Raw genomic sequence first — 21,646 nt, 5'->3', positions numbered from 1 at the left:
TAGCATCGTGACCGTGGTGGACCTGACACTGGCTGCATTCCGGCTCACGCCGCTGCCGAAGAAGCCCGGACCTCAATAGACCCTGTCATCGAGAGGAGTGATGGTGAGCGACGAAGCGTTTGACGAGCGCTGGCTAGGCGCGTCCATCCCGTCCGATCACTGGCACTTCCACCGCCAGCTTTTGGCTCGCTATGGCATCGTCATGGCACCGGGCGAGTTCACCGCCATGCTCAACGACATCACCAAAGGGCGGGCTCTGCGGCTGGTCGAAAGGCCAAAGGGCAAGGCCATCTTTTCTGTCCGTCTCAAGACTGCGAGCGAGCGCATTTACGTCTTGGCCGTCAAACGGCGGATCATCACCGCATGGCCTCCCAACGCGAAGCTCAATCAGAAGCGGCGAGACCTCATAGCGGCGGCGACAAAACCCATGGGCGATAGCATGGTCTCGGAAGCATGAGAGCGAGCAAAACCGGGGCGGCTCTGGTCGCTGTCTACATGGCACTCTCGGTTGCCATATGGGTCTATGCAGCCTCCATAAGTGGCGATCCTAAGGGTGCCTACGTCATCGCGCAGTTGCCCTTTATGTTCGCGCACGCAGCGGCATTAGAAATGGAAATCCTCCCCATTCTCGACCGCCTGCCCGATATCGTCGTCATTTGCATTCTGTTCGCTATAACGATCCTCGTCCTCTACGTTTTTGGTTGGGTTATAGGTTGGATCGGCCACCTGCTTTTTGGACGCCATCGGCCGGCGCAGTGAGCCTCCAATTGGTGCGCAGCTGCCTGCCATCGTTTAAGATTTTAATATCATTGCATGCGACGGCATTCGCCATCGACTTGGTGTATTTGCTCCATAAGGCCGTACCGGTGAAGGTAGCGGGCGGTGATGAAGTGGTGCTGGCCCGAAACCGTGCGGCGCAGGCGGGCGAAGAAGCTCTCGGCTTGGTTCGTGTTGGCACCGTCAGCCGAGTAAGCCTCGGAGTGGTTGATGCGGCCAGCGTCGGGGAACTTGGCCTCTAGCTCGACCCAGTGGGCCGCTTCGTCCGCATAGACTTTGGAGCCCTTGGCGACGTGCTGTTCGGTCAGGGCGACGCCCTCGGCCTCACGCTTGGTGAGGAACGTACTCGCGCAGACCTAGTCATTCAGCCATCGCAAGCGATCGCATTCGCCATCACCTTGGTGCGTTTGCTTCATAAGGCCGCAAAGGTGCCCGCCTACCCGGAAGACCCGCATCCGCGATCACATGACAGTGATCGATGTGACGGTCTTCGGCGTCCGCAGGGAGGAGAGAGGCCGAAATTGTAAGCCTCTCCAGACCGAAAGCGCATCGCACTCCGCATCAGCCCCCCGATCTGCCTCACCAGCAGGCAGAATGCCTATCGAGATTGCAAATCTCGACGCGGCCTGTAAAACTCCGCCTGGTATACCAGAGCCGTGAGCCTGCGTTGGCGGCGGTGATCGGCGGGGCGGGTGGTCGCACGGGGGGAGAACGAGAGGATGTCCAACATTGCCGGTCCTGGACGTCGTCTCGGCGACCTGCTCGGATCTCGCCTGTTTCGGCCGATCCTGGCGGGGGCGACGCTGCGCGAGCGTCTCATCGCCTGCCTCGGTGCTCTCCTGGGCATCGCGCTCACCGGCCTCGTCAGCGGCTGGATCGTCGGCGAGGGGCCGCACATTCCCCTGATCGTCGCCCCGATGGGAGCGACCGCGGTGCTCCTCTTCGCCGTGCCGGCGAGCCCGCTCGCCCAGCCCTGGCCGATCATCGGCGGCAACACGATCTCGGCCCTGATCGGTGTCACGGCGGCCTATTTCATCCCCAACCCCGTGCTGGCCATCGGCGTCGGCGTCTCGCTCGCCATCGCGGCGATGTCGTTCACGCGCTGCCTGCATCCGCCGGGCGGTGCCGCCGCCCTGACGGCGCTCATCGGCGGGCCGGCCATCGCGTCGTCCGGCTTCCTGTTTCCCTTCGTCCCCGTCTGCCTGAACTCCCTCATCCTGGTCGGCCTCGGCATCGCCTTCCATCGGCTGTCGGGGCGGCAATATCCGCATGTTCCACAGGCGGCGCCCGTCAACGTCCATGGAACGGCCGATCTGCCCGCTCCGCTCCGCGTCGGCTTCAATGCCCGCGACGTCGACGCGGCGCTCGAGTCCTTGAACGAAACCCTCGACATCGACCGGACCGACCTGGATCGGTTGCTCCGCGAGGTCGAGAGCCAGGCCATGGCCCGCGCCCATGGGGAGCTCGACTGCGGCACGGTCATGTCGCGGGACGTGGTCACGATCGGCGTGAACGATTCCGTCGCGAAGGCGCGCGACTTGCTGCTCAAGCACAACATCCGGACCCTGCCCGTGGTCGACGGCGCGGGCCGGCTCGCCGGTACGCTGGGCCTGCGCGAGCTGGCCTTGCGGGGCGACGGGGCCATCGCGCAGGTCATGTCCGAGGCCAGGACCGCCATGGCGGACGAGCCGGTGCTCTCGCTGGTCGAGCCGCTGAGCAACGGGCGCACGCATGCGGTGGTGGTCACGGCCGAGGACCGCAGCATCCTCGGCATCGTCACCCAGACCGACCTCGTCGCGGTCCTCACGCGCCTGGTCTCGAACAAGGCCTTCGCAGTGCCCACGCCGCACGCGGCGTGATCCGTGGGTCGGAGAGCATGGCCCGGTTGTTGCGTCGGGAGGGTGTTTCCCCCTCACCGTACCAGCACGGGTTCGGGCCGATGCACGACACGCCGCTTCTTCTCCACCTCCTCTACGTGATCCTGATGGCGTCGAGCATGATGATCACATGGCAGGTCCACCGGCTTCTCGGCCGCGCCTGAAAGCGTTACCCTTTGGCCCGAAGCGCCGCCGCCTCGTCGGCGAGGTTGGCACGGGCGGCACTTTCCAGGCGGTCGTGGAAATGCCCGGTCTGGTAGAGACGGGGCCGGTCGAGAAACCGATCGAGCACGCCCGCGCGCCCGATCCTCCAGGCCGCGTCGGGGACCATCGCGTATTCCCGCCGGACCGCCGCCGCATAGGCGTCGTAGATCGTCCGCGGAGCGCCGAGCACCGCGAGGTCGAGATCGAGCATCAACCGCGTTTCCGGATCCTCGCTGGGTCCATGCGCGGCGGTCGCCCGGATCATCGCGACGGCCGAGCGAATGCAGTCCCGGCCGAGGCCGGACCCCGAGCAGGTGACGAGCAGGTCGGCGCTCCGCGCCTCGTTGTCGGAGCGGGCCGGATCGTAGACGGCGTCGTGGAAGTAGATGGCGAGATCGATGGCGTCGCCGTCGAGCCCCGAAACGTCGGGCAGCCCGCGCACGGCATCGTGCCCCGCGAGCAGAGCCTCGACATGGGGCCAGCCATGATAATGCCGCGCCGCCTCGCCGTAGCCGGCATCGAGCGCCCGCCATGCGGCCTCCGCGCCGGCCCCTCCCACCGCCCGTGTCCAGACTCCGTCGAAACGTTGGCGCAGGCTTTGGTCCATGCGGAACCTCGGTTCGGAAAGCGGGGGCGATGGGGGCGTGAGGTCCGTGGCCCACCTGTGTGACCGGAACGCGGCGCGGTTTGCCATGATCGGCGCAACGCCGCGCCGATCCGCCATGGTCGCGTCACGCTCAGGGTGGCTCAAGAGCTTGCCGGATCACGCGTTTTCCCGCGCCCGGGTCGCTGCCGCATCCTTGTACGTGGCGCCATCCGTCGCGACGACGAAACACGCCGAAGGCCCGCCGCGTGGCGGTGGGAAACGGGGTCGCGTCCGACCGAAATCCTGGCTCGCGCGACCGGTCCCGCCGTCAAAGGCCCCCCGAGGCCGCCCGCCGGTTGCGGACCATTCCGGCGATCGCCAGCACGATGATCGCCGCGATGGCACCGGTGATCGCCAGGAAAGTCAGGGTGCGATTCCACAACCGGTCTAGGCCGAGATCGGTGGTGACGAGGTCGGGCCGGGCCGGATCGGCCATCACCCGGATGCTGTAATCGCCCACATGAAAGCCACTGAACACGTAGTTCACCCGGCGCGCGACGGCTCCGGTCGAGGTGCGCAGGTTCAGCGTCGCGTCGCAGATATGGAGCACGATCTTGGCGCTGCACTTGCCGTCCGTCACCCGCGCGTCGGCGACGGGATGGGCCGTCTCGCGGACCTGCCAATCCGAGAGCAGCGGCGGCGCCGTGTAGACGAGGCAGGCGGCCAGAAGACCCGCCAACGCCACGAGGCCGAACAGCGTCCAGAAGATATTGCCCCAGCCCTGACTCGGAGGGGGAAGGCGCAAAGAGGCCGGGCTTTTCGCAGGGGCAGTCATCAAAGCGAGCCTCGTCTGGCATCGTGTATGGGAGGGGCCGGGGGCGAGCCGGCCTCCGCGAGGATGCGGCGCGCCTCGGCCGCGTGCCGGTAGCGGCCGATCAGGTCGGCGAAGTCCTCCAGCGTCATCTTTCGCGGAAGACCGGCCCTGATCGTGACGATGCGGCGCTTGGGGTCGAGGCGGATCTTCCGGCCCCCCGGCACCCTCTGCGGAAAGAGCGCCTCCGGCGGCAGCAACAGGCGCGTGACGATTCCCGTCTGCTGTAGCGTCATGTCGAAATCGGCCATGTCGTCCCAGGGGATGGGCCGGTCCAGGCCGGGGATCACCAGCGCTTCGGGCCGCAGGATCATCGTGGTCCGCTCGCCCCGCCACAGCCTGAACAGGCCAAAGCCCCCAAGCATAGCCCCGCAGGCAAGGGAGACCGCCGCCACGAGGCGCGCCTCCCAGGCCGACAATCCCGGGAAGCCGAGGGTCACCAGAGCGAGAGCGAAAGTGGCGAAGAGCAGGCCGGTGACCGCGAGGACGATGGCGCCGGGCCGGCTGTTCTCGCGCAGGATCCGCTCTTCGGTGTCGATCGCCGCCGCCGCCGCTTCGAGATGCGCCCGCACGGCCGCGTCATGCTCTTCCACCGCCCCGCGGAAATCCGCCGTGGCCGCCCGGCACAGGCCGGTGGGGTCGGCGAAATAGGCGGCGAGCTGGCCCAGCGCGTGCGGCGGCGGCACGATGGCAGACGCGGCCAAGAGTTCGGCATCCAGCGTCCTGCCGAGGGCGGCGATGCGCTCGCGGGTCGGCGGATGGGTGTCGGTGGGGTGGGGCTGCTCGGCCTCCAGATGCGCGGCCGGGTCGTCGAGGCCGCGCGCGATCACGTGGTCGAGGATGGCGGCGACGAGATCGGCGGGGGCCGATCCGGGTTTCTCGGCGGTGACATCGAGAATTTCGGCGATGCGCGGCTGAACCGCGCCGGTGCGGAGCAGCGCCCGCGCGGCGGCATCCGCCGAAGTCGGCCCGGCGCCGGCGGCGTCGGCGGCGAATTCCCGCGCCCGGCTCCAGTGCCGCACGGCGAGGTGGAACCGCTCCATCACAAAGGCGCCGAGGCGTAAGGACGGGGTCAGCAGCCCGAAGGATCCGGCATGCCCCTCAGCCACCGCGTCGAGGGAGCGCCCGACCCCGGCATAGATTGGCAGGAAGCGCTGGCTGTAGGCGGTGTCGCCCCCGGCGTAATGGGCGAGTTCGTGGCCGATGATCGCCGCCACCTCGTCGCCGCGCATCAGGGCGAGATAGGGCAGCGGGAGATAGAGGATGCGGCCCGTCAGCCGCTCACCGCCCGGCTCCACCACGGCCGGCCCGGCGCTGACGAAGAATCCTCCGGTGAGGCCGACCACCACGGCCTCGGGCTTGAGCGCTCCGAGCCGTTCGGCGAGCCCTTCGGTGAGCCGCCACAGGCCTGGCGCCTCGGCCGGCGAGACGGTCCGGCCGAGGATCGGCAGCGGGTCGGGTTCGAACGCGGCGAGGGCCCGGCGCAGGCTGAGGACGGTCGCACCGGCCGTGATGAGCACGGCGCCGATAGCTACGGCGGCGACCAGCAGCAGCTTGATCTCTCCGCTGCCGAGGCCGGGTCGGGCGAGCATACCGGCCTCGACGATCACGGCGACAACGACCCCTCCGGCGGTGAGGAGGACCTGGACCGCGAGGATGGGAGGCAAGAGTCGTCGCACCAGGGAGAAGCCGACGACCAGCACGTCCCGCGAGCCCCGGCCCATCCATCCCAGGACGGCGCCGGCGAGCAGGACGAGGATCGACAGAGCGGCCGCGATGGCACCGGCCGCGACAACGAACGGCGGCAGGCTCCTGCGCCAATCCATCAGCATGGTCAGGGTGGTGGCCTCGTCGCGGGCCGCGCGGGCCTGAACCAGGGCGAGGGGGCCGCCATAGACTTGGCCGTTGCGGCGGAACTGCATGCGGAAATCGATGCGGCCGTCCTGTGGCTGGCGCGCCTCAAGGTCTTCGACGACCCGTATCAGCTGCAGGCGTTCGGCATCGAGTTCGGCCCAATCGGCGGCGGCGCGCTCCTGTTCCCAGAGGCCGAGGAGCATGATGGCCAGGGGCAGCAGGACGGTGGCGGCCACGAGGCCGGCGAGAGAGCGTAGCCGTGACGGGGCGCGCGTGATCGTTGCGTCGGCGATGCCTGCCTCCCAGGATGCGTTCTAGCGCAAAAGGGCATGCAGATAGGCCACTTCCTAGGAAAAATCACCCGTCAGGCTGCGGACACGATCCGGGCGACTCTGGCATCTCGATGTGGAGGGCGGCATGGATCGTGTCCGGGACGGGTTGCTCCATCAGCATTCGCAAGGAGTCCCGGAGCAGGAACGCTGCGGAAGCGCCAGGGTGGCCCCTGGGATGAGGTATGAAACTTCATTATGTGCCGCTCCGTAAGGAGGCGGATGAATCTCGACGTCTTCCCAGGTTTCTCCACCCCGGCGCTCGCCTCCACAGAGGCCGATCTCATCGCCGCGGATGCTGAGTGGATCGCCGAATTGGCAAGCGTGTTCGGCTCCGACAGGATCGACGAGATGGCGGCTCAGCGCGCGGGCCGGGGCGAGGGGGGAAGTCGCCTCCGGCATCTCTACGACGCCCGTGAGAGCGCCTTGGCGGCATGGCGTGCCGCGCGCGGCATGGATTAGCCGCGCCGGCTCAGCTGGGTCAGAAACGGGGACTGGCCGTCATTCCCAATGCTGCACCCGACCCCGCAAGGCTGACGCCCTTCTTCGACACACGGTGTCCGTCGCCGTAGGTGGGAGGCGTGTAGCCCTGTCGGGATTGCCGGTGGATCGCGTCGCCGAGGTCGCCGGCGACCTGTCGCAGGGTGGTTGCTTGGCAGGATGCCGCGACCTGCGTCGCGAGTTCACGGGTATGGCTCCGGCCATAGAGGAAGGCGGCGAGGCGCGCCCGGGTCCTCTCGGGAATGCCCGCCACCAAATCGGGGATTGCGTCCGCGTGAGCGCGGTATATCTTCCCAAGCTGATCGCCTGAGACAGGGCAATCGTCGTTAAAATCTTCGATGCCGATCGAACGGGCCTGGAACACTCGGGTACCTGCAAGTTGGGTTGCCCCGACACTGCGATGCCGTGGTTAATGAATGGTGCTCACGCCCTCCGATCGGTGAGAAGTCATTAACAGACAGTGGGGCGGCAAATCTTCACAGGCCGCGTCTCAATCGATCCCGTCGTCTCGGGCTCGCCCCTGAGCGTGGCGTGATTGCCCGGCTGAGGCGCGGTCTTCGGGATCTTCATGAGCTGGAAGGCGCAGACGCAACAGAGGGCCAGCGAAGCCAGCCAGAGTGCGCATCGTGCGGTTTTGACGGTTTGTTTCGACATGGCAGCCAGGGTGGGCCCGATTGGTTAGCCAATGTTGAACACCGGTCGGCGGCCGATCGAGGCGTCATCCCTGCCGTAATTCGGCGGCCAGACGCTCCGCGTCGCTGCGCATCAGAGCCAGGAAATTCCGGGCCATCGGCCCCGACCGCAGATGATAGAGGGCGTGGACATCCGCCGACAGGATCGGCGAGACGACGGGCCGGTAGGTGACGTTCGCATGGGCGAGCTTCGCCACGAATTCCGGGATCAGGGCGACACCGAATCCCGCCGCCACGAGGCTGGTGAGCGAGGCGGCTTCCACCGCCTGCTGCGAGATCGTCGGGTAGAAACCGGCGCCGATGCAGCATTGCAGGATGTGCCTGGCAAAGAGCGAATCCCGCAAACGCAGGAAGACGAACTTCTCGTCCTTCAGACAGCTCAACGTCACCGATTCGGTGGTGATGCTGTGGCCTTTGGGCAGGACGACGTTGATACCCTCGCTCCAGGCCAATTCGCTCGTGAGGTCCGGGTCCTGCGGCGGAGTTCGCAGGAAGTTGATGTCGGTCTGCCCCGATTTCAGCGCGGCGATCTGCTTGTCAGGCGACATCTCATGGATCTGGATGTCGACTCCGACGAAGGTTTCCTGAAACTTATAGATCAGTCCGCCGAGCGGTCCGGCGAGCATCGAGCCCGTCAGGCCGACATTGAGCACACCGACGCTGCCGCAGCCGATGGCATGCGCCCGCTCGGTGGCGTCCTGCGCGCTGTGGAGAATGGCTTTCGCGCGAACCAGAAAATCCTGGCCCGCCTGCGTGAGCGACACGCGGCGCGTCGTCCGCTCGAGCAGTCGGGTTCCGATCTCGGTTTCGAGATCGCGGATCTGCTGGCTCAGCGGCGGCTGCGCCACGCCGAGAGCATCCGCCGCCGCTGTAAAGCTGAGCTTTTCTGCGACGGCCACGAAGTAGCGGAGGTGGCGAAGTTCCATGACCGCCATTCATACCCTGAGCCTCTTAATGGCGATGAAAGATATATTTGACGGCTGCCTCGGGTCGAACAATGCTGCGCTCGGCGATTGGAGAGGACATGTAATTCCTGCATGACTCCGCAGGACGTCCCACCTCCTGTCAGTGAATCTTCCGATGCACCGGGGCCGGGCACGCGGAGCGACGAACGGCCTGAAGCAACGGTTGGAGGTTCGCATGCGGCGCTTTTTTGCGTCCCTGTTCGGTCAGGTGGTCGCGGCCCTCGTCCTCGGGATCGTCCTCGGCATCGTATGGCCGGATTTCGCCGTCGCCCTGAAGCCCCTCGGCGACGGGTTCATCAAGTTGATCAAGATGGCGATCGCGCCCCTGGTCTTCGGTGTCGTCGTGCACGGCATCGTCGGGGCGGGGGACCTGCGCAAGGTCGGCCGGGTCGGTCTCAAGGCGCTGATCTATTTCGAGGCGGTCACGACCCTGGCCCTCGTGCTCGGCATCGTCCTCGCCTACGTGTTCGCGCCGGGGGCCGGCATGAACATCGATCCCTCCACCCTCGATGCCAAGGCCATCGCCAGCTACACCGACCGGGTCGGGCAGGTGACAGGCACTGTCGACTTCCTGATGAAGATCATCCCGACCACGATCGTCGATGCCTTCGCCAAGGGCGACATCCTCCAGGTCCTCATCATCGCGATCCTGTTCGGTTCGGGATTGGCGTTACTCGGCGAGCACGGGCAGCCCCTGGCGCAGAGCATCGAGCGGATCACCGCCGTCCTGTTCAAGATCATCGGCTTCATCGTGCGGCTGGCCCCCCTCGGCGTCCTCGGCGCCGTCGCCTTCACCGTCGGCAAGTACGGCATCGGCTCCCTGCGGCAACTCGGGATGCTGGTGGCCCTGTTCTATTTGGGCGTCGCCTTCTTCGTCTTCGTCGTGCTCGGCGCGATCCTGCGCGCGGCCGGCTTCAGCATCCTGAAGCTCCTGGCCTATCTGCGCGAGGAACTCATGGTGGTGGCGGGCACGGCCTCCTCCGACAGCGTGCTGCCGCAGATCATGCGCAAGCTCGAACGGCTCGGCATCCGCGATTCCACCGTCGGCCTGGTCATCCCCACGGGCTACTCGTTCAACCTCGACGCCTTCTCCCTCTACCTCACCCTCGCCACCGTCTTCATCGCGCAGGCCACCAACACGCCCCTGTCCTTCGGACACCTGATGCTGATCCTCGGCATCGCCCTCCTGACCTCCAAGGGCGCGCACGGCGTCCCCGGATCGGCCATCGTCGTCCTGGCGGCGACCCTGTCGGCGGTGCCGGAAATCCCGGTGATCGGGCTGGTGCTGGTACTGTCCATCGACTGGTTCGTCGGCATCGCCCGGGCGCTCGGCAACCTCATCGGCAATTGCGTGGCGACGGTGGTCATCGCCGCCTGGGAGGGCGATATCGATCGGGCTCAGGCCCATCGCGTCCTGAACGGAGAGGTCGCCACCGACACGGCGGCGGTGCTCGATAGCCCCCTCGCCAAGGCGTAAGCTCCGGGGCGACATCCGGCGCGCCCAGGTCGGAACAGGCCAATCCAGGTCCGCCCTGGCACGATCCGCGCTGGGCCCGCGACGTTAACGGCTCGAACGAGTCGCATGAATTGTTGGAGACGAGCCCGTGACCGCCTCTTCCTATAACCCGCCCTGCGGTGGACTGCCGCCCCAGACCGCGCTGATGACCGGCCGGGCCGTATTCACGGAAGCCTATGCGGTCATCCCGAAAGGCGTGATGAGTGATATCGTCACCAGCGTGCTGCCGTTCTGGGACGACACCCGCGCCTGGATCCTGTCCCGCCCGCTCTCCGGCTTTTCCGAAACTTTCGCTCAGTACCTGATGGAGGTCGCGCCCGGCGGCGGCAGCGAGCGCCCGGAACTCGACGACCGCGCCGAGGGCGTGCTGTTCGTGGTCGGCGGTCATGCCAGCCTCGTCCTGGAGGGGGCCACGCATGCCCTCCGCCCCGGCAGCTATGCCTATCTTCCTCCGGGCGCCGCCTGGACGTTGCGCAACCAGGGCGACGAGCCGACCCGCTTCCACTGGATCCGCAAGGCCTACGAGCACGTATTGGGCATCGACATCCCGCCGGCCTTCATCCGCCACGACTCGGAGATCGAACCGCTCGGCATGACCGGCACGAACGGCGTTTGGGCCACGACCCGCTTCGTCTCTCCCGACGACGTGCGCCACGACATGCACGTCAACATCGTCACGCTTCAGCCCGGTGCTTCGATTCCCTTCGAGGAAACCCACGTGATGGAGCACGGGCTCTTCGTGCTCGAAGGCAAGGCGGTTTACCGGCTCAACCGCGACTGGGTCGAAGTGGAGGCCGGCGATTTCATGTGGCTGCGCGCCTTCTGCCCCCAGGCCTGTTACGCGGGCGGCCCCGGCCCTTTCCGCTATCTGCTCTACAAGGACGTCAACCGCCACCCGGCCCTGACGCCACGCAGGATCGGGTGATGAGCGCCCGCCACATCGTCGCGCGTCCACTCACCCCCCAAGCCTTCGCCCCGTTCGGGACGATCATCGACAGGGCGACTGTTGATCCGCGCCCCATGAATGCCGGCATGGCGCGCCGCTTCCACGATCTGGCGGAGGTCCGTACCCTCGGCGAGGACGCGCGCGTGGTGATCGGCCTCGTCGAAGCCGAGCCCTATCCCCTGCCGCTGAGGGTCGGTCTCATCGAGCGCCATCCCCTCGGCGCGCAGGCCTTCGTGCCGCTGAACGACGCGCCGTTCCTCGTCGTCGTGTGCCCCGACGAGGACGGGCGGCCCGGACCACCACAGGCCTTCGTCACGGCGCCGGGCCAGGGGGTTTGCTACGCTATCGGCACGTGGCACGGCGTGCTGACCCCCTTCGGTGCGCCCCAGGAGTTCCTGGTGATCGATCGCGGCGGGACGGGCACCAACCTGGAAGAGGTTCGGCTCGACGAGCCTTGGACGGTCGCTCTGCCGACAATGTCGGAGGGATAAGCCGCCGCGATGCCCCGGAGGGCATCGCGAGCCGGATGTCCCGATGGCTCAGGAGCCGAACTTGTAGTTCAGCCCGACCCGGACGACGCTTCCCTCCGACCGGAAGCGCGAGGTCGCCTCCACGAGGGACTGGGCGAGTCCGCTGGAGCCCGTCAGCGGGACGCTGCGCTTGCCGAGATCGTAATGCAGGTATTCCACTTTCAGCGTCACCGCGGAGGAGCGGAAGACGTTGAGGAAACTCTCGGTCGGCAGGGCGTATTCGATGCCCCCGCCATAGGCGAAGCCCGTCTCGAGACGGTCGATCCCGCCGGCGAAGAGGGCGAGGGTCGGAGCTCCCCCCAGCTGCAAGCTCGACGCGCTCTGGTAGTTCACGTTGCCGTAGGCGAGACCGCCGGTGCCGTAGACCAGGACGCGATCGAACGCGTAACCGAGCCGGCCGCGCACGGTGCCGAGGAAATCGAGGCTCTGACGCGTGGTGGTCACCACGGCCGAATCGCTGCCCGACCCGAAGATGCCGCGCGACCTGCGCTTAGTCTCGTCCAGGTCGGTATAGGCAATGTCGGTCTCGATGCCGAGGACGAGGCCCGCGCCGGGGGTGAACTGGTAATTGTACCCGGCCTGACCGCCGGCCACGAAGCCTTCCTGCCGGGAGGACAGGGAGGCGATGCCGGCGCGCTCGATGAAGAGATCGGCGTTGCTGCCATTCACCGAGGTCGCCGCCGTGCGGACGGTCTGCCGCTCGGTGAAGCCGTATCCGGCCTGCACACCCGCATAGAAGCCGGTCCAGCTGAAAGCTGGGACAGGCACGAAGACGGGCGGCGGTGCGGAACGGCGGGGCAGGTCCGCCGCAGCCACGGTTCCGGTCATCAGCCCGATCATCGCGCCGACACCCAATACAATCTTCGCCATCGTCCCCTCGCCGCCTCCATTGACGGCAGCGACGTGAATCAACGGAGCAATCCTGGGATAGTGCCGGGAAGACACAATTTCGGACCGATCGTCCGAAATTTTTAACCATGCCGCGACGTGGCTAACTCCTCCTCAGGGAGGTACAAAAATGCCACTGCCGTGAGTCTGTCGACCGTTTTCCACAGCCTATTAAAGCTGCTCCTCGACGAAGGCGCGCATGAGCAGATGCGCGATCGCCATGGGCGGCGGCACGGTCAGGCCCTCGCCATGGGTCCCGCCGATCATCGCCGCCACCTCGTTGCGGGTGAACCAGCGGGCGTCCGCGAGTTCTGCCGGATCGATGGTGATCGCTTCGTCCAGGGCTTCCGCCGCGCAGCCGATCATCAGCGACGACGGGAACGGCCAAGGCTGCGAGGCGTGGTAGGTCACCGCGCCGATCCTCAGCCCCGCCTCTTCGAGGGTCTCGCGGCGGACCGCGTCCTCGATGGTCTCGCCGGGCTCCAGGAAGCCGGCGAGGCAGGAATACATCCCCTCCTTGAAGCGCGGCGAGCGGCCGAGCAGACAGGTTTCTCCACGGCGGATCAGCATGATCACCACGGGATCGACACGGGGGAAGTGGTGGGTCTCGCAACTCGGGCATTCACGGCGAAAACCGCCGGCGGCGAAACGAGTGGCCGTTCCGCAATTGGCGCAGAAGCCGTGGCGAGCATGCCAGGCCAGGATGGATTTCGCCGTGGCAAGGAGGCCGAGTTCGTGCGGCGCCACCGCGTTCTCGGCGGCGAGGCTGCGCAGGTCGGTGGTGCGGAAGCCGGGATCAGACTCGTACCCGTCGGCGGCCTCCGGTGAGACCGCGCAGGCGAAGACCGGAGCCCCATCGAGGCGGCCGAGGAACAGCGTGAGATCGGCGTGGCAGGCACTCGCCGCCTGCCTAGAGGGGAGGAGCGCCGTATCGCCGGCAAGGACGATGCGGTCCCCCGCCACGAGCACGATCCGTGCATCCGGCGCGTCCGGCTTCGGCACGAGGTCGCTGCTCTCGGCCGAATGGCGGACGAGCCGGCTTTCCGCATAGCCGAGTTGGTCGAGGCGCGCGCTCATCAGGCGGCCGCGAACAGGGCGCCGATGCGCTCGATCATCTGGGCGCGGGCGTGGTGCGGATAGGACTGGCGCGTGCCTACGCCCCAGACCGGCGAGGGCCAGGCCGGATCGGACAGGAAACGCCCGATCACATGGACATGGAGCTGCGGTACGACGTTGCCCAAGGCCGCGACGTTGACCTTGTCGGGCTTGGCGAGGGCCAGCATCACGCCGGTGGCGATCCGGATCTCGTCCATGAGGTCGCGCGCATCCTCCGCCGACAGGTCGGTGAGTTCGCTGGCACCCGCCCGGCGCGGCACCAGGATCAGCCAGGGAAACCGGGCGTCGTCCATCAGCAGGACACTGCACAAGGCGAGGTCGCCCACCGGCACGGTGTCGGCGACGAGGCGCGGGTCGAGGGTGAAATCGTTTGTCATCGCCGCTCAAGCTGGGATGCGTTGGGAATGCGGAGTTCTCGCCGGTTCGGCCTCGTAAGTCACGCGGGCGCGGGCCGCTCGGTGTCGAGGAAGCGGAACAGGGCCGGCGCGTTGGCATGCGCCACGTTGAAGCGCAGCCACGGGGTCGGCTCCTGATCGGCGCGGAACAGGTGTCCGGGGGCGAGCATGATGCCCTTCGCGGCGGCCCTTTGCGCGAGGCCGGCCGTGTCCGGATCGCCGCCGAAGCCGGCCCAGAGGAAGAGCCCGTTGGCGGGGCGGTGAAACAGCGACAGGCCCACCGAGAGCAGGGCCTCGGCCACAATCTTCTGCTCGGCGGCGAGCTTTTCGCGGAGCCGCGCGATGTGGAGGCGGTACTGGCCTTCCGTCAGGATCGAGTGGACGATGCTCTCGGAGATTTCCGAGCTCGTCAGGCTCGCCGCCATCTTCATGCGCAGGAGCCGCTGCGCATTCTCGGGGTTGCAGGCGAGATAGCCGACCCTCAGGGCGGGCGAGATGGTCTTCGAGAAGCTGCTGATGTGGATGACGCGCACGAGCTGGTCGAGGCTGGCGATGCTGGGCGCCGTCTCCTCGACGAAGCTCGCATAGATGTCGTCCTCGACGATTTGGAAGTCGTGTTTCTCAGCGATGCGGAGGATCTGGTAGGCGGTGGCCGGCGAGCAGGACGTCCCGGTGGGGTTGTGGAAGCTCGTATTGGTGAAGAACAGCTTCGGCTTGTGCCGCTCCGCCAGTGCCTGGAGCGCGGGGATCGACGGCCCCTGGAGGGTCCGCTCGACGCCGACGATGGTCACCCCCATCGCATGGAGCGAGGGGTAGAGGTTGCAATAGCCAGGATCGTCCACGAAGGCGACGTCGCCCGGCTGCAGGAAGGTCCGCATGGTCAGGTCGAGGGCCTGGCTCGCCCCATGCGTCAGCAGGATCTGGTCCGGCTCGCACTCGATGTTGCGCTGGGCGAGGAGCAGCTGGATCGCCCGGCGCAAGGGTGCGTGGCCGAGGGGATGCCCATAGCGCGAGACCAGCCGGTCGGGGCGCCGCGACAGGGCAGCCAGGGCCTGCTTGATCCCGTCGGCGAACAGGTGGCTGTCGGGCAGCCAGCCGCAGCCGGCTTTGACGGTGAAGGCGTCCTCCTCGTAGACCCGCTGGAGCAGCCAGCCGGAATCCACCGAGATCTGTACCGGCTTCCGCCGGGGGACGGCGGCTTTGCGATCGAGCAGCCGGGCCGAGACGAAGTATCCGCTCGCGCGTCGAGCTTCGAGCAGGCCGTCCGCTACCAGCCGGTTATAGGCGTTCGAGACGGTGAGCGTGCTCACGCCGCACTGAACGGCCAGCTTGCGCACCGAGGGCAGGCGGGCGCCCGGCGCCACGCTCCCGCTGCGGATGCGTTCGGAGACGGCCTCCACCAGTTGGGCGACGAGGGGGGCGGTGCTGGCGGGGTCGAGGCTGATCATGGGCCGTCATCCACGGGCGAGGCCGGTCTCGGCGATCCGACTGTATGGGTGGGTGAACAGATACAGCTGCGCGTGCCAACCCGCCAACTGTCGATAGTCGGTGAGCCAGGGCCGGGCGATAACGCAGCGCGGCGAGGGTCGGGATCTTGCATCGCGGATCGGCGGAGAGACACATGGATCATGCGATCATCGACCAGGCGGCGAACCGGCAGCTCAATGTCGAGCCGTACTGGATGCCGTTCACGCCCAATCGCCACGTGAAGGCCGACCCGACGCCGCGCATCATCACCTCGGCGAAGGGCGCCTATTACCGGACGGCCGAGGGGCGCGAGCTGTTCGACAGCCTGTCGGGCCTGTGGTGCTGCCCCCTCGGCCACGCCCAGCCGCGGATCGTCGAGGCCCTGCGCCGGCAGGCCGAGACCCTCGATTACTGCACCGCCTTCCAGATGACCAACCCGGTGACGCTACGGCTGGCCGAGCGTATCGCCGACATGGCCCCGGACGGGCTCGACCGGGTGTTCTTCACAAATTCCGGCTCGGAGGCCGTCGATACCGCTCTGAAGATCGCTCTCGGCTATCATCGCCTGCGCGGCGAGGCCGGCCGCTTCCGCATGATCGGCCGCGAGAAGGGCTATCACGGCGTCGGCTTCGGCGGCATGTCGGTGGGCGGCATGGTGGCCAACCGCAAGATGTTCGCCACCGCCATGATCCAGGGCGTCGACCACCTGCGCCATACCCACGATTATGCCGAGATGGCCTTCTCCAAGGGCCAGCCGACCTGGGGCGCGCATTTCGCCGACGACCTCGAACGGATGGTGGCGCTGCACGATGCGGGCACGATCGCCTGCGTCATCGTCGAGCCGCTGCAGGGCTCGGCCGGCGTCATCGTGCCGCCGCTGGGCTACCTTCAGCGCCTGCGCGAAATCTGCACGCGGCACGGCATCCTGCTGGTCTTCGACGAGGTGATCACCGGTTTCGGCCGCCTCGGGGCGCCCTTCGGCGCTGACCGCCTCGGTGTGATCCCCGACATGATCACCTTCGCCAAGGGCATCACCAACGGCATCGTGCCGATGGGCGGCGTCATCGTGCGGAAGGAGATCTACGACACGTTCATGACCGGGCCCGCCGCGGCGGTGGAACTGTTCCACGGCTACACCTATTCGGGCCATCCCCTGGCGGCGGCCGTCGCCCATGCCTCCCTCGACCTGATGGAGGAGGGCGATCTCTTCGCCCGCGTGCGCGAGTTGGAGCCGATCCTCGAGGGGGCCGTCCACACGCTGCGCGACGAACCGGGCATCAAGGACATCCGCAATTTCGGCCTGACGGCGGCCGTCGATCTCGAACCGACACCGGGCCAGCCCGGCGCGCGCGCTCTGCGGATCTTCGAGCGCGGCCTGCGCGAAGGCATCCTCCTGCGCTTCACCGGCGACACCATCGCCATGGGCCCGCCCTTCATCTCGACCCAAGCCGAGATCACCGGCATGATCGAGATGCTGCGCGGTCTCATCCGCGCCGAAGCCTGACCGGCGGCCGGCGCACTCCCGATAGACGGCCCGTGACCCGTTCCATTCTCTTCAAAGGTTGAACCGACATGCCCCTGATGCGCTTCGATATCCTGGAAGGCCGCACCGATTCCGAACTGAAGACGCTCCTCGACGCCGCGCACGAGGCGATGCTGGAGGCGTTCAACGTTCCGCCGGGCGACCGCTACCAGATCGTCACCGAGCACAAGCCCTCGCGGATGATCGTCGAGGATACCGGGCTCGACATCCCGCGCACCAAGGACGTTGTGGTGGTCCAGATGATCACCCGGCCGCGCGGCAAAGAGAAGAAGCAGCTGTTCTACAAGCTGCTGACCGAGAAGCTCGAAGCCGCCTGCGGCATCGCCCCGGCCGACGTCATGGTCTCGACGGTGGAGAACACCGACGAGGATTGGTCCTTCGGCCACGGCCGGGCGCAGTTCCTCACCGGCGAGCTCTGACAACCGTTTGAGTTCTTATTCTAGAGCTTAACCTCATCCTGAGGTGCCGCGTAGCGGCCTCGAAGGAGGCTTCCAGGGATCGGGAGACGACTGGAGGGCTCCTTCGAGGCCCTTTGCTCAAGCAAAGGGCGCCTCAGGATGAGGTGGTCTGCTGGGATGATCTGCTCTGGCACAAGCATCCGCTGGAAAACCCGATCGAACAGGCCCTGGGCGGGTTTCGCAACGAGGGTCGCCGCTTCTGCGGCCTGAAACCTGCGACACGCCATAGGGACTGAGCAAGGTGACGTATTGGCCCGCCCATGCGAGCCCGCTCGGGGTGCCAAGCTCATTCCGGACCCTAACCCCGACCCTCTACGGAACGCCGACCATGCATGTCCTGATCCTCGGTGGCGGTGTCGTCGGCGTCACTTCGGCCTATTACCTGGCCAAAGCCGGCCATCGGGTCACCGTGCTGGAGCGCCAGCCGGCGGCGGGGCTCGAGACGAGTTTCGCCAATGCCGGCCAGGTCTCGCCGGGATATTCGGCACCCTGGGCGGCGCCCGGCATTCCCCTCAAGGCGATGAAGTGGCTGATGATGCGCCACCGGCCCCTCGTGGTTTGGCCGAGCTTCGAGCCGCGTTTTTACGGCTGGCTCGCCCGGATGCTGGCGAATTGCACGGAGGAAGCCTACCAGCGCAACAAGGGCCGGATGGTGCGTCTGGCCGAATACAGCCGCGACGTGCTGCGCGACCTGCGCGCCGAGACCGGCATCGCCTACGATCACCGCGAGCAGGGCACGCTCCAGCTGTTCCGGACGCAGAAGCAGCTCGATCATGTCGGGGACGACACCCGCGTCCTCGACGCCTATGGCGTTCCCTACGCGGTGCTGGACCCCGCCGGTTGCATCATGGCCGAGCCGGCCCTGGCGCGGGTGGCCGGGACCTTCGTCGGTGGCCTGCGGCTCCCCGGCGACGAGACCGGCGACGCGCATCTGTTCACGCAACGCCTCGCCGCACTCTGCGAAGACCTCGGTGTGGTCTTCCGCTACGGCACGGCCATCACCGGCCTGCGCAGCGAGGGTGACCGGATCAGCGGCGTGGCGACGGCAGCAGGCGAGGTCCTGACCGCTGACGCCTATGTGGCGGCCATGGGCAGCTACACCCCGGCTTTGCTCCGGCCTTTCGGCATCGAACTGCCGATCTATCCGGTGAAGGGGTATTCCCTCACCCTGCCGGTCACCAATATCGACGCCGCCCCGGTCTCGACAGTGATGGACGAGACCTACAAGGTCGCGATCACCCGGCTCGGCGACCGCATCCGGGTCGGCGGCACCGCCGAGCTCGCCGGTTTCAGCGCGGTCCTGCGCGGACCGCGCCGGGAGACCCTGGTCCGCTCCGTCGGCGACCTGTTCCCGGCGGGCGGCGATCTCGCCCAGGCGAAATTCTGGACCGGCCTGCGGCCGATGACGCCGGACGGCACGCCCATCGTCGGCGGAACGCGCCTGTCGAACCTCTACACCAATACCGGCCACGGCACCCTGGGCTGGACCATGGCCTGCGGCTCGGGCCGGGTGCTGGCGGACCTCATCTCCGGCCGCACGCCGGACATCGCCACCCCGGACCTCGCCGTCAGCCGCTACGCACGCGGAGCCTGACAACGGGGTAATGCCCTCTCGCGCCGGGCGCGAGAGGGTGAGGCGAGGCGGCCTATTCGGCCGCGTCGACGTAGAGCTTGCCGCCCTCGGCCTGGAACTCGGCGGATTTGGCCGCCATTCCCGCCTCGCGTTCGGCCTGGCTCATGGGCGTCGCCTCGCCCAACACCTGACCTGCCGCCTCCATCGCCAGCACCTCGGCGCGCAGATCCTGCGTGATCTTCATCGAGCAGAATTTGGGGCCGCACATCGAGCAGAAATGCGCAACCTTGTGGGCGTCCTTCGGCAGGGTCTCGTCGTGGTAGGCGCGCGCCGTGTCGGGATCGAGCGACAGGTTGAACTGGTCCTCCCAGCGGAAGTCGAACCGGGCGCGTGACAGGGCGTCGTCGCGCAGCTGCGCCGCCGGATGGCCCTTGGCGAGATCGGCGGCATGGGCCGCGATCTTGTAGGTGATGACGCCTTCCTTGACGTCGTCGCGGTTGGGCAGGCCGAGATGCTCCTTCGGGGTGACGTAGCAGAGCATGGCGCAGCCAAACCAGCCGATCATGGCGGCGCCGATGCCCGACGTGATGTGGTCGTAGCCCGGTGCGATATCGGTGGTCAGCGGGCCGAGGGTGTAGAACGGCGCCTCGCCGCACTCCTCCAGCTGCTTTTCCATGTTCACCTTGATCTTGTGCATCGGCACGTGGCCGGGGCCCTCGATCATGGTCTGGCAGCCCTTGTCCCAGGCGATCTTCGTCAGCTCGCCGAGGGTCTCGAGTTCCGCAAACTGCGCCGCGTCGTTGGCATCCGCGATGGAGCCAGGGCGCAGGCCGTCGCCCAGCGAGAACGAGACGTCGTAGGCCCTCATGATGTCGCAGATCTCGTCGAACCGCTCGTAGAGGAACGATTCCCGGTGACCGGCGAGGCACCAGCGCGCCATGATCGAGCCGCCTCGGCTGACAATGCCGGTGACCCGGCGCGCGGTGAGCGGCACATGGGCCAGGCGGACGCCCGCATGGATGGTGAAGTAATCGATGCCCTGCTCGGCCTGCTCGATGAGGGTATCCTTGAAGACCTCCCAGTCGAGCTTCAGCGGATCGCCACCGACCTTCTCCAGCGCCTGGTAGATCGGCACGGTGCCGATGGGCACGGGCGAGTTGCGCACGATCCACGAGCGGATGTTGTGGATGTTTCGACCAGTGGAGAGGTCCATCACCGTGTCGGCGCCCCAGCGGGTCGCCCAGACCAGTTTCTCCACCTCTTCCGCTGCCGACGAAGTCACGGCCGAATTGCCGATATTGGCGTTGATCTTGACGAGGAAGTTGCGGCCGATCGCCATCGGCTCCACCTCGGGGTGGTTGATGTTGGCCGGGATGATGGCGCGGCCGCGCGCCACCTCGTCGCGCACGAATTCGGGGGTGATGAAAGCGGGGAGCGAGGCACCGAAGCTGTTGCCGTCGGCCAGCGCGGTCTGCGCGCCTTCCAGCATCGTCTCGCGGGCGAGGTTTTCGCGGTGGGCGACGTAGATCATCTCCTCGGTGATGATCCCGGCTTTGGCGAACTCGTACTGCGTCACCATCTGGCCGGGGCCGGCCTTGCGGATCTGGCGCGTCGCCGGACAGGGGGCGACGAGCTTGTCCTCCGGCACGAAGCCGTTGTCCTCGGGCTTGACCGCGCGCGGCGTGATCGTGGCGTAGCCGCGCTTGGCGATCCACGGGTCGCGCAGCAGGGGCAGGCCGGCATTCAGGTCGATCCGGGCATCGGTCTCGGTATAGGGGCCAGACGGATCGTAGACCCGCACCGGCGCCTCCTTCGGATCACTCAACGTGACCTCGCGGAACGGCACCCGGATGTCGTCACGGCCAGCCACGCTCGCATAGACCTTGCGCGAGCCCATGATCGGGCCGGTGGTCACCGCTTGCGGCTGCCCCTTGGCGGGTTCTTGTCCGGAAAGGTCTTTGGAAAGGACGGGTGCGTTCATATCGGATTCGCTCCTGGCGTGGGAGGCGATCCGGTTCGCAACGGTACGTAAGGACGACGGGCACCCGCTCGTTTGGAGCAGACAACCCAAGCGTAGTTCCCGTCCCTCCGCCGGTATGAGCCGGATCAGGTTCAAGGGTCAGGGCTGCGGCCCTATCTCAGCCCCCTGAACGGGGCCCCCCTCGGAACGATTCGAAAGTCTGCGTTCGCCGCGCCTTTGTCAATCGCCGGAGCCGACATCCCCAGTCGAATGCAAGGACTCACACCACGGCAACGATGACGTCGCGCCGATCGCGGATCGTTCGGGTCGGGCCGTTAAGCTCTCCGCGACGGTAGTGTTCGATTTCATCCGCAAGCACAGTCCATTTTCGGTGCGGCATATTTCAGTCCGTCAAAGGCCCTCCCATAATGGAGCCTTCCCTGCTGACGGCGCGTTGTCAGTGATCAATTCCAAAAGACAATCAGGCTGGCGTTCCATGAACAAACTCATTCTCGCATCCGCCGCATTGCTCGGCGCGGTCGCGTTCGTTCCGACAACCGCTGACGCTCGCGGAGGCGGCTGGGGTGGTGGCGGTGGC

The 21,646-nt window shown here is 67.0% G+C and carries 21 protein-coding genes, 2 pseudogenes and 1 riboswitch; of the genes and pseudogenes, 12 read left to right on the top strand and 11 right to left on the bottom strand.

The genetic code is table 11. The annotated features are described in order from the left end of the window. Positions 1 to 100: 100 nt before the first annotated feature. Together IPV08_RS23180 and IPV08_RS23175 are read left to right on the top strand one after the other, a co-directional pair. Positions 101 to 457: a hypothetical protein gene (locus IPV08_RS23180; protein WP_207414061.1), complete on the top strand. Its 357-nt coding sequence runs from the start codon at positions 101 to 103 to the stop codon at positions 455 to 457. Then, entirely contained in the window at positions 454 to 759 is a 306-nt protein-coding gene (locus IPV08_RS23175) for a hypothetical protein (protein ID WP_207414059.1), read from the top strand. Before IPV08_RS23180 ends, IPV08_RS23175 begins: the two co-directional genes overlap by 4 nt. A 110-nt stretch (positions 760 to 869) precedes the next feature. On the opposite strand, the pseudogene IPV08_RS24825 reads toward IPV08_RS23175, so the two are convergent. Beyond that, positions 870 to 1,121 (bottom strand): annotated as a pseudogene (locus tag IPV08_RS24825) (transposase); the annotation flags it as partial. Between the two features lie 375 nt (positions 1,122 to 1,496). On the opposite strand from IPV08_RS24825, the gene IPV08_RS23165 reads away from it, so the two are divergent. Together IPV08_RS23165 and IPV08_RS23160 are read left to right on the top strand one after the other, a co-directional pair. Next, a complete protein-coding gene (locus IPV08_RS23165) occupies positions 1,497 to 2,636 on the top strand; it encodes an HPP family protein (protein WP_207414057.1) in 1,140 nt (379 codons plus the stop codon). A gap of 17 nt (positions 2,637 to 2,653) precedes the next feature. Beyond that, positions 2,654 to 2,818 (top strand): hypothetical protein, encoded by a 165-nt coding sequence (locus tag IPV08_RS23160; RefSeq protein ID WP_207414055.1) that lies wholly within the window; start codon positions 2,654 to 2,656, stop codon positions 2,816 to 2,818. A 5-nt stretch (positions 2,819 to 2,823) separates the two neighbouring features. On the opposite strand, the gene IPV08_RS23155 is transcribed toward IPV08_RS23160, so the two are convergent. The 3 genes from IPV08_RS23155 to IPV08_RS23145 form a co-directional block, all read right to left on the bottom strand. Beyond that, positions 2,824 to 3,465 carry a hypothetical protein gene (locus tag IPV08_RS23155; protein ID WP_207414053.1) on the bottom strand — a complete coding sequence of 214 codons (642 nt, stop codon included), beginning with the start codon at positions 3,463 to 3,465 and terminating at the stop codon, positions 2,824 to 2,826. 307 nt (positions 3,466 to 3,772) lie between these two features. Next, positions 3,773 to 4,279: a hypothetical protein gene (locus IPV08_RS23150; RefSeq protein ID WP_207414051.1), complete on the bottom strand. Its 507-nt coding sequence runs from the start codon at positions 4,277 to 4,279 to the stop codon at positions 3,773 to 3,775. Further along, on the bottom strand, positions 4,279 to 6,372 hold the full coding sequence (locus IPV08_RS23145; RefSeq protein ID WP_207414069.1) for a M48 family metalloprotease: 2,094 nt from the start codon (positions 6,370 to 6,372) through the stop codon (positions 4,279 to 4,281). The genes IPV08_RS23150 and IPV08_RS23145 overlap by 1 nt, the downstream gene beginning before the upstream one ends. A 348-nt stretch (positions 6,373 to 6,720) precedes the next feature. Here IPV08_RS23145 and IPV08_RS23140 point away from each other — a divergent pair, with 348 nt between their 5' ends. Continuing rightward, complete coding sequence (locus tag IPV08_RS23140; RefSeq protein ID WP_207414049.1) at positions 6,721 to 6,960, top strand: hypothetical protein; 240 nt, start codon at positions 6,721 to 6,723, stop codon at positions 6,958 to 6,960. A gap of 19 nt (positions 6,961 to 6,979) precedes the next feature. On the opposite strand, the gene IPV08_RS23135 is transcribed toward IPV08_RS23140, so the two are convergent. Beyond that, complete coding sequence (locus IPV08_RS23135) at positions 6,980 to 7,252, bottom strand: hypothetical protein (RefSeq protein WP_156467623.1); 273 nt, start codon at positions 7,250 to 7,252, stop codon at positions 6,980 to 6,982. 465 nt (positions 7,253 to 7,717) lie between these two features. Then, the gene (locus IPV08_RS23130; RefSeq protein WP_207414047.1) at positions 7,718 to 8,617 is read right to left on the bottom strand and encodes a LysR family transcriptional regulator; all 900 of its coding nucleotides are present in this window, start codon (positions 8,615 to 8,617) and stop codon (positions 7,718 to 7,720) included. Positions 8,618 to 8,831: 214 nt separating this feature from the next. On the opposite strand from IPV08_RS23130, the gene IPV08_RS23125 reads away from it, so the two are divergent. The 3 genes from IPV08_RS23125 (at position 8,832) to IPV08_RS23115 (ending at position 11,609) form a co-directional block, all read left to right on the top strand. After that, the gene (locus IPV08_RS23125; RefSeq protein ID WP_207414045.1) at positions 8,832 to 10,133 is read left to right on the top strand and encodes a dicarboxylate/amino acid:cation symporter; all 1,302 of its coding nucleotides are present in this window, start codon (positions 8,832 to 8,834) and stop codon (positions 10,131 to 10,133) included. Between the two features lie 127 nt (positions 10,134 to 10,260). Beyond that, the gene (locus tag IPV08_RS23120) at positions 10,261 to 11,097 is read left to right on the top strand and encodes a bifunctional allantoicase/(S)-ureidoglycine aminohydrolase (RefSeq protein WP_207414044.1); all 837 of its coding nucleotides are present in this window, start codon (positions 10,261 to 10,263) and stop codon (positions 11,095 to 11,097) included. Continuing rightward, positions 11,097 to 11,609: an ureidoglycolate lyase gene (locus tag IPV08_RS23115; RefSeq protein ID WP_207414042.1), complete on the top strand. Its 513-nt coding sequence runs from the start codon at positions 11,097 to 11,099 to the stop codon at positions 11,607 to 11,609. Before IPV08_RS23120 ends, IPV08_RS23115 begins: the two co-directional genes overlap by 1 nt. Positions 11,610 to 11,657: 48 nt before the next feature. Here the strand turns inward: IPV08_RS23115 and IPV08_RS23110 are convergent, their stop codons facing one another. The 4 genes from IPV08_RS23110 to IPV08_RS23095 all read right to left on the bottom strand — a co-directional run bounded on the left by IPV08_RS23110 (position 11,658) and on the right by IPV08_RS23095 (position 15,495). Then, a complete protein-coding gene (locus IPV08_RS23110; protein ID WP_207414040.1) occupies positions 11,658 to 12,518 on the bottom strand; it encodes an outer membrane beta-barrel protein in 861 nt (286 codons plus the stop codon). Between the two features lie 189 nt (positions 12,519 to 12,707). After that, the gene (nudC, locus tag IPV08_RS23105; RefSeq protein ID WP_207414038.1) at positions 12,708 to 13,613 is read right to left on the bottom strand and encodes an NAD(+) diphosphatase; all 906 of its coding nucleotides are present in this window, start codon (positions 13,611 to 13,613) and stop codon (positions 12,708 to 12,710) included. Next, on the bottom strand, positions 13,613 to 14,029 hold the full coding sequence (locus IPV08_RS23100) for an HIT domain-containing protein (RefSeq protein ID WP_056422142.1): 417 nt from the start codon (positions 14,027 to 14,029) through the stop codon (positions 13,613 to 13,615). The genes nudC and IPV08_RS23100 overlap by 1 nt, the downstream gene beginning before the upstream one ends. Positions 14,030 to 14,088: 59 nt before the next feature. Next, a complete protein-coding gene (locus IPV08_RS23095) occupies positions 14,089 to 15,495 on the bottom strand; it encodes a PLP-dependent aminotransferase family protein (protein WP_207414036.1) in 1,407 nt (468 codons plus the stop codon). Positions 15,496 to 15,668: 173 nt separating this feature from the next. Between IPV08_RS23095 and IPV08_RS23090 the strand changes: the two genes are divergently transcribed. From IPV08_RS23090 to IPV08_RS23080, 3 genes are all read left to right on the top strand, one after another. Beyond that, entirely contained in the window at positions 15,669 to 17,018 is a 1,350-nt protein-coding gene (locus tag IPV08_RS23090; protein ID WP_207414034.1) for an aspartate aminotransferase family protein, read from the top strand. A 68-nt stretch (positions 17,019 to 17,086) separates the two neighbouring features. Further along, on the top strand, positions 17,087 to 17,476 hold the full coding sequence (locus tag IPV08_RS23085; protein WP_056141108.1) for a tautomerase family protein: 390 nt from the start codon (positions 17,087 to 17,089) through the stop codon (positions 17,474 to 17,476). A gap of 367 nt (positions 17,477 to 17,843) precedes the next feature. Next, positions 17,844 to 19,109, top strand: coding sequence for a D-amino acid dehydrogenase (locus IPV08_RS23080; protein ID WP_207414032.1), 1,266 nt, complete (start codon positions 17,844 to 17,846; stop codon positions 19,107 to 19,109). Positions 19,110 to 19,161: 52 nt separating this feature from the next. Here the strand turns inward: IPV08_RS23080 and thiC are convergent, their stop codons facing one another. Continuing rightward, the gene (gene thiC, locus IPV08_RS23075) at positions 19,162 to 21,069 is read right to left on the bottom strand and encodes a phosphomethylpyrimidine synthase ThiC (RefSeq protein WP_207414031.1); all 1,908 of its coding nucleotides are present in this window, start codon (positions 21,067 to 21,069) and stop codon (positions 19,162 to 19,164) included. An 85-nt stretch (positions 21,070 to 21,154) separates the two neighbouring features. Next, positions 21,155 to 21,261: riboswitch (TPP riboswitch) on the bottom strand. Between the two features lie 142 nt (positions 21,262 to 21,403). Between thiC and IPV08_RS23070 the strand changes: the two are divergent. Beyond that, positions 21,404 to 21,646 (top strand): annotated as a pseudogene (locus IPV08_RS23070) (hypothetical protein); the annotation flags it as partial.

Origin of the sequence: Methylobacterium sp. SD274, assembly GCF_017355285.1 — a bacterium.
GTDB lineage: Bacteria > Pseudomonadota > Alphaproteobacteria > Rhizobiales > Beijerinckiaceae > Methylobacterium.
The sequence above is the reverse complement of the archived record's forward strand: the minus strand, read 5'-3'. Positions and strand labels throughout refer to the sequence as shown.

Coding starts and splice junctions, on each gene's coding strand:
- IPV08_RS23080 (WP_207414032.1), top strand. CDS start 17,844: ATGCATGTCCTGATCCTCGGTGGCGGTGTCGTCGGCGTCACTTCGGCC.
- IPV08_RS23175 (WP_207414059.1), top strand. CDS start 454: ATGAGAGCGAGCAAAACCGGGGCGGCTCTGGTCGCTGTCTACATGGCA.
- IPV08_RS23145 (WP_207414069.1), bottom strand. CDS start 6,372: ATGCTCCTCGGCCTCTGGGAACAGGAGCGCGCCGCCGCCGATTGGGCC.
- thiC (WP_207414031.1), bottom strand. CDS start 21,069: ATGAACGCACCCGTCCTTTCCAAAGACCTTTCCGGACAAGAACCCGCC.
- IPV08_RS23095 (WP_207414036.1), bottom strand. CDS start 15,495: ATGATCAGCCTCGACCCCGCCAGCACCGCCCCCCTCGTCGCCCAACTG.
- IPV08_RS23085 (WP_056141108.1), top strand. CDS start 17,087: ATGCCCCTGATGCGCTTCGATATCCTGGAAGGCCGCACCGATTCCGAA.
- IPV08_RS23180 (WP_207414061.1), top strand. CDS start 101: ATGGTGAGCGACGAAGCGTTTGACGAGCGCTGGCTAGGCGCGTCCATC.
- IPV08_RS23110 (WP_207414040.1), bottom strand. CDS start 12,518: ATGGCGAAGATTGTATTGGGTGTCGGCGCGATGATCGGGCTGATGACC.
- IPV08_RS23165 (WP_207414057.1), top strand. CDS start 1,497: ATGTCCAACATTGCCGGTCCTGGACGTCGTCTCGGCGACCTGCTCGGA.
- IPV08_RS23140 (WP_207414049.1), top strand. CDS start 6,721: ATGAATCTCGACGTCTTCCCAGGTTTCTCCACCCCGGCGCTCGCCTCC.
- IPV08_RS23150 (WP_207414051.1), bottom strand. CDS start 4,279: ATGACTGCCCCTGCGAAAAGCCCGGCCTCTTTGCGCCTTCCCCCTCCG.
- nudC (WP_207414038.1), bottom strand. CDS start 13,613: ATGAGCGCGCGCCTCGACCAACTCGGCTATGCGGAAAGCCGGCTCGTC.
- IPV08_RS23115 (WP_207414042.1), top strand. CDS start 11,097: ATGAGCGCCCGCCACATCGTCGCGCGTCCACTCACCCCCCAAGCCTTC.
- IPV08_RS23100 (WP_056422142.1), bottom strand. CDS start 14,029: ATGACAAACGATTTCACCCTCGACCCGCGCCTCGTCGCCGACACCGTG.
- IPV08_RS23155 (WP_207414053.1), bottom strand. CDS start 3,465: ATGGACCAAAGCCTGCGCCAACGTTTCGACGGAGTCTGGACACGGGCG.
- IPV08_RS23090 (WP_207414034.1), top strand. CDS start 15,669: ATGGATCATGCGATCATCGACCAGGCGGCGAACCGGCAGCTCAATGTC.
- IPV08_RS23160 (WP_207414055.1), top strand. CDS start 2,654: ATGGCCCGGTTGTTGCGTCGGGAGGGTGTTTCCCCCTCACCGTACCAG.
- IPV08_RS23125 (WP_207414045.1), top strand. CDS start 8,832: ATGCGGCGCTTTTTTGCGTCCCTGTTCGGTCAGGTGGTCGCGGCCCTC.
- IPV08_RS23130 (WP_207414047.1), bottom strand. CDS start 8,617: ATGGAACTTCGCCACCTCCGCTACTTCGTGGCCGTCGCAGAAAAGCTC.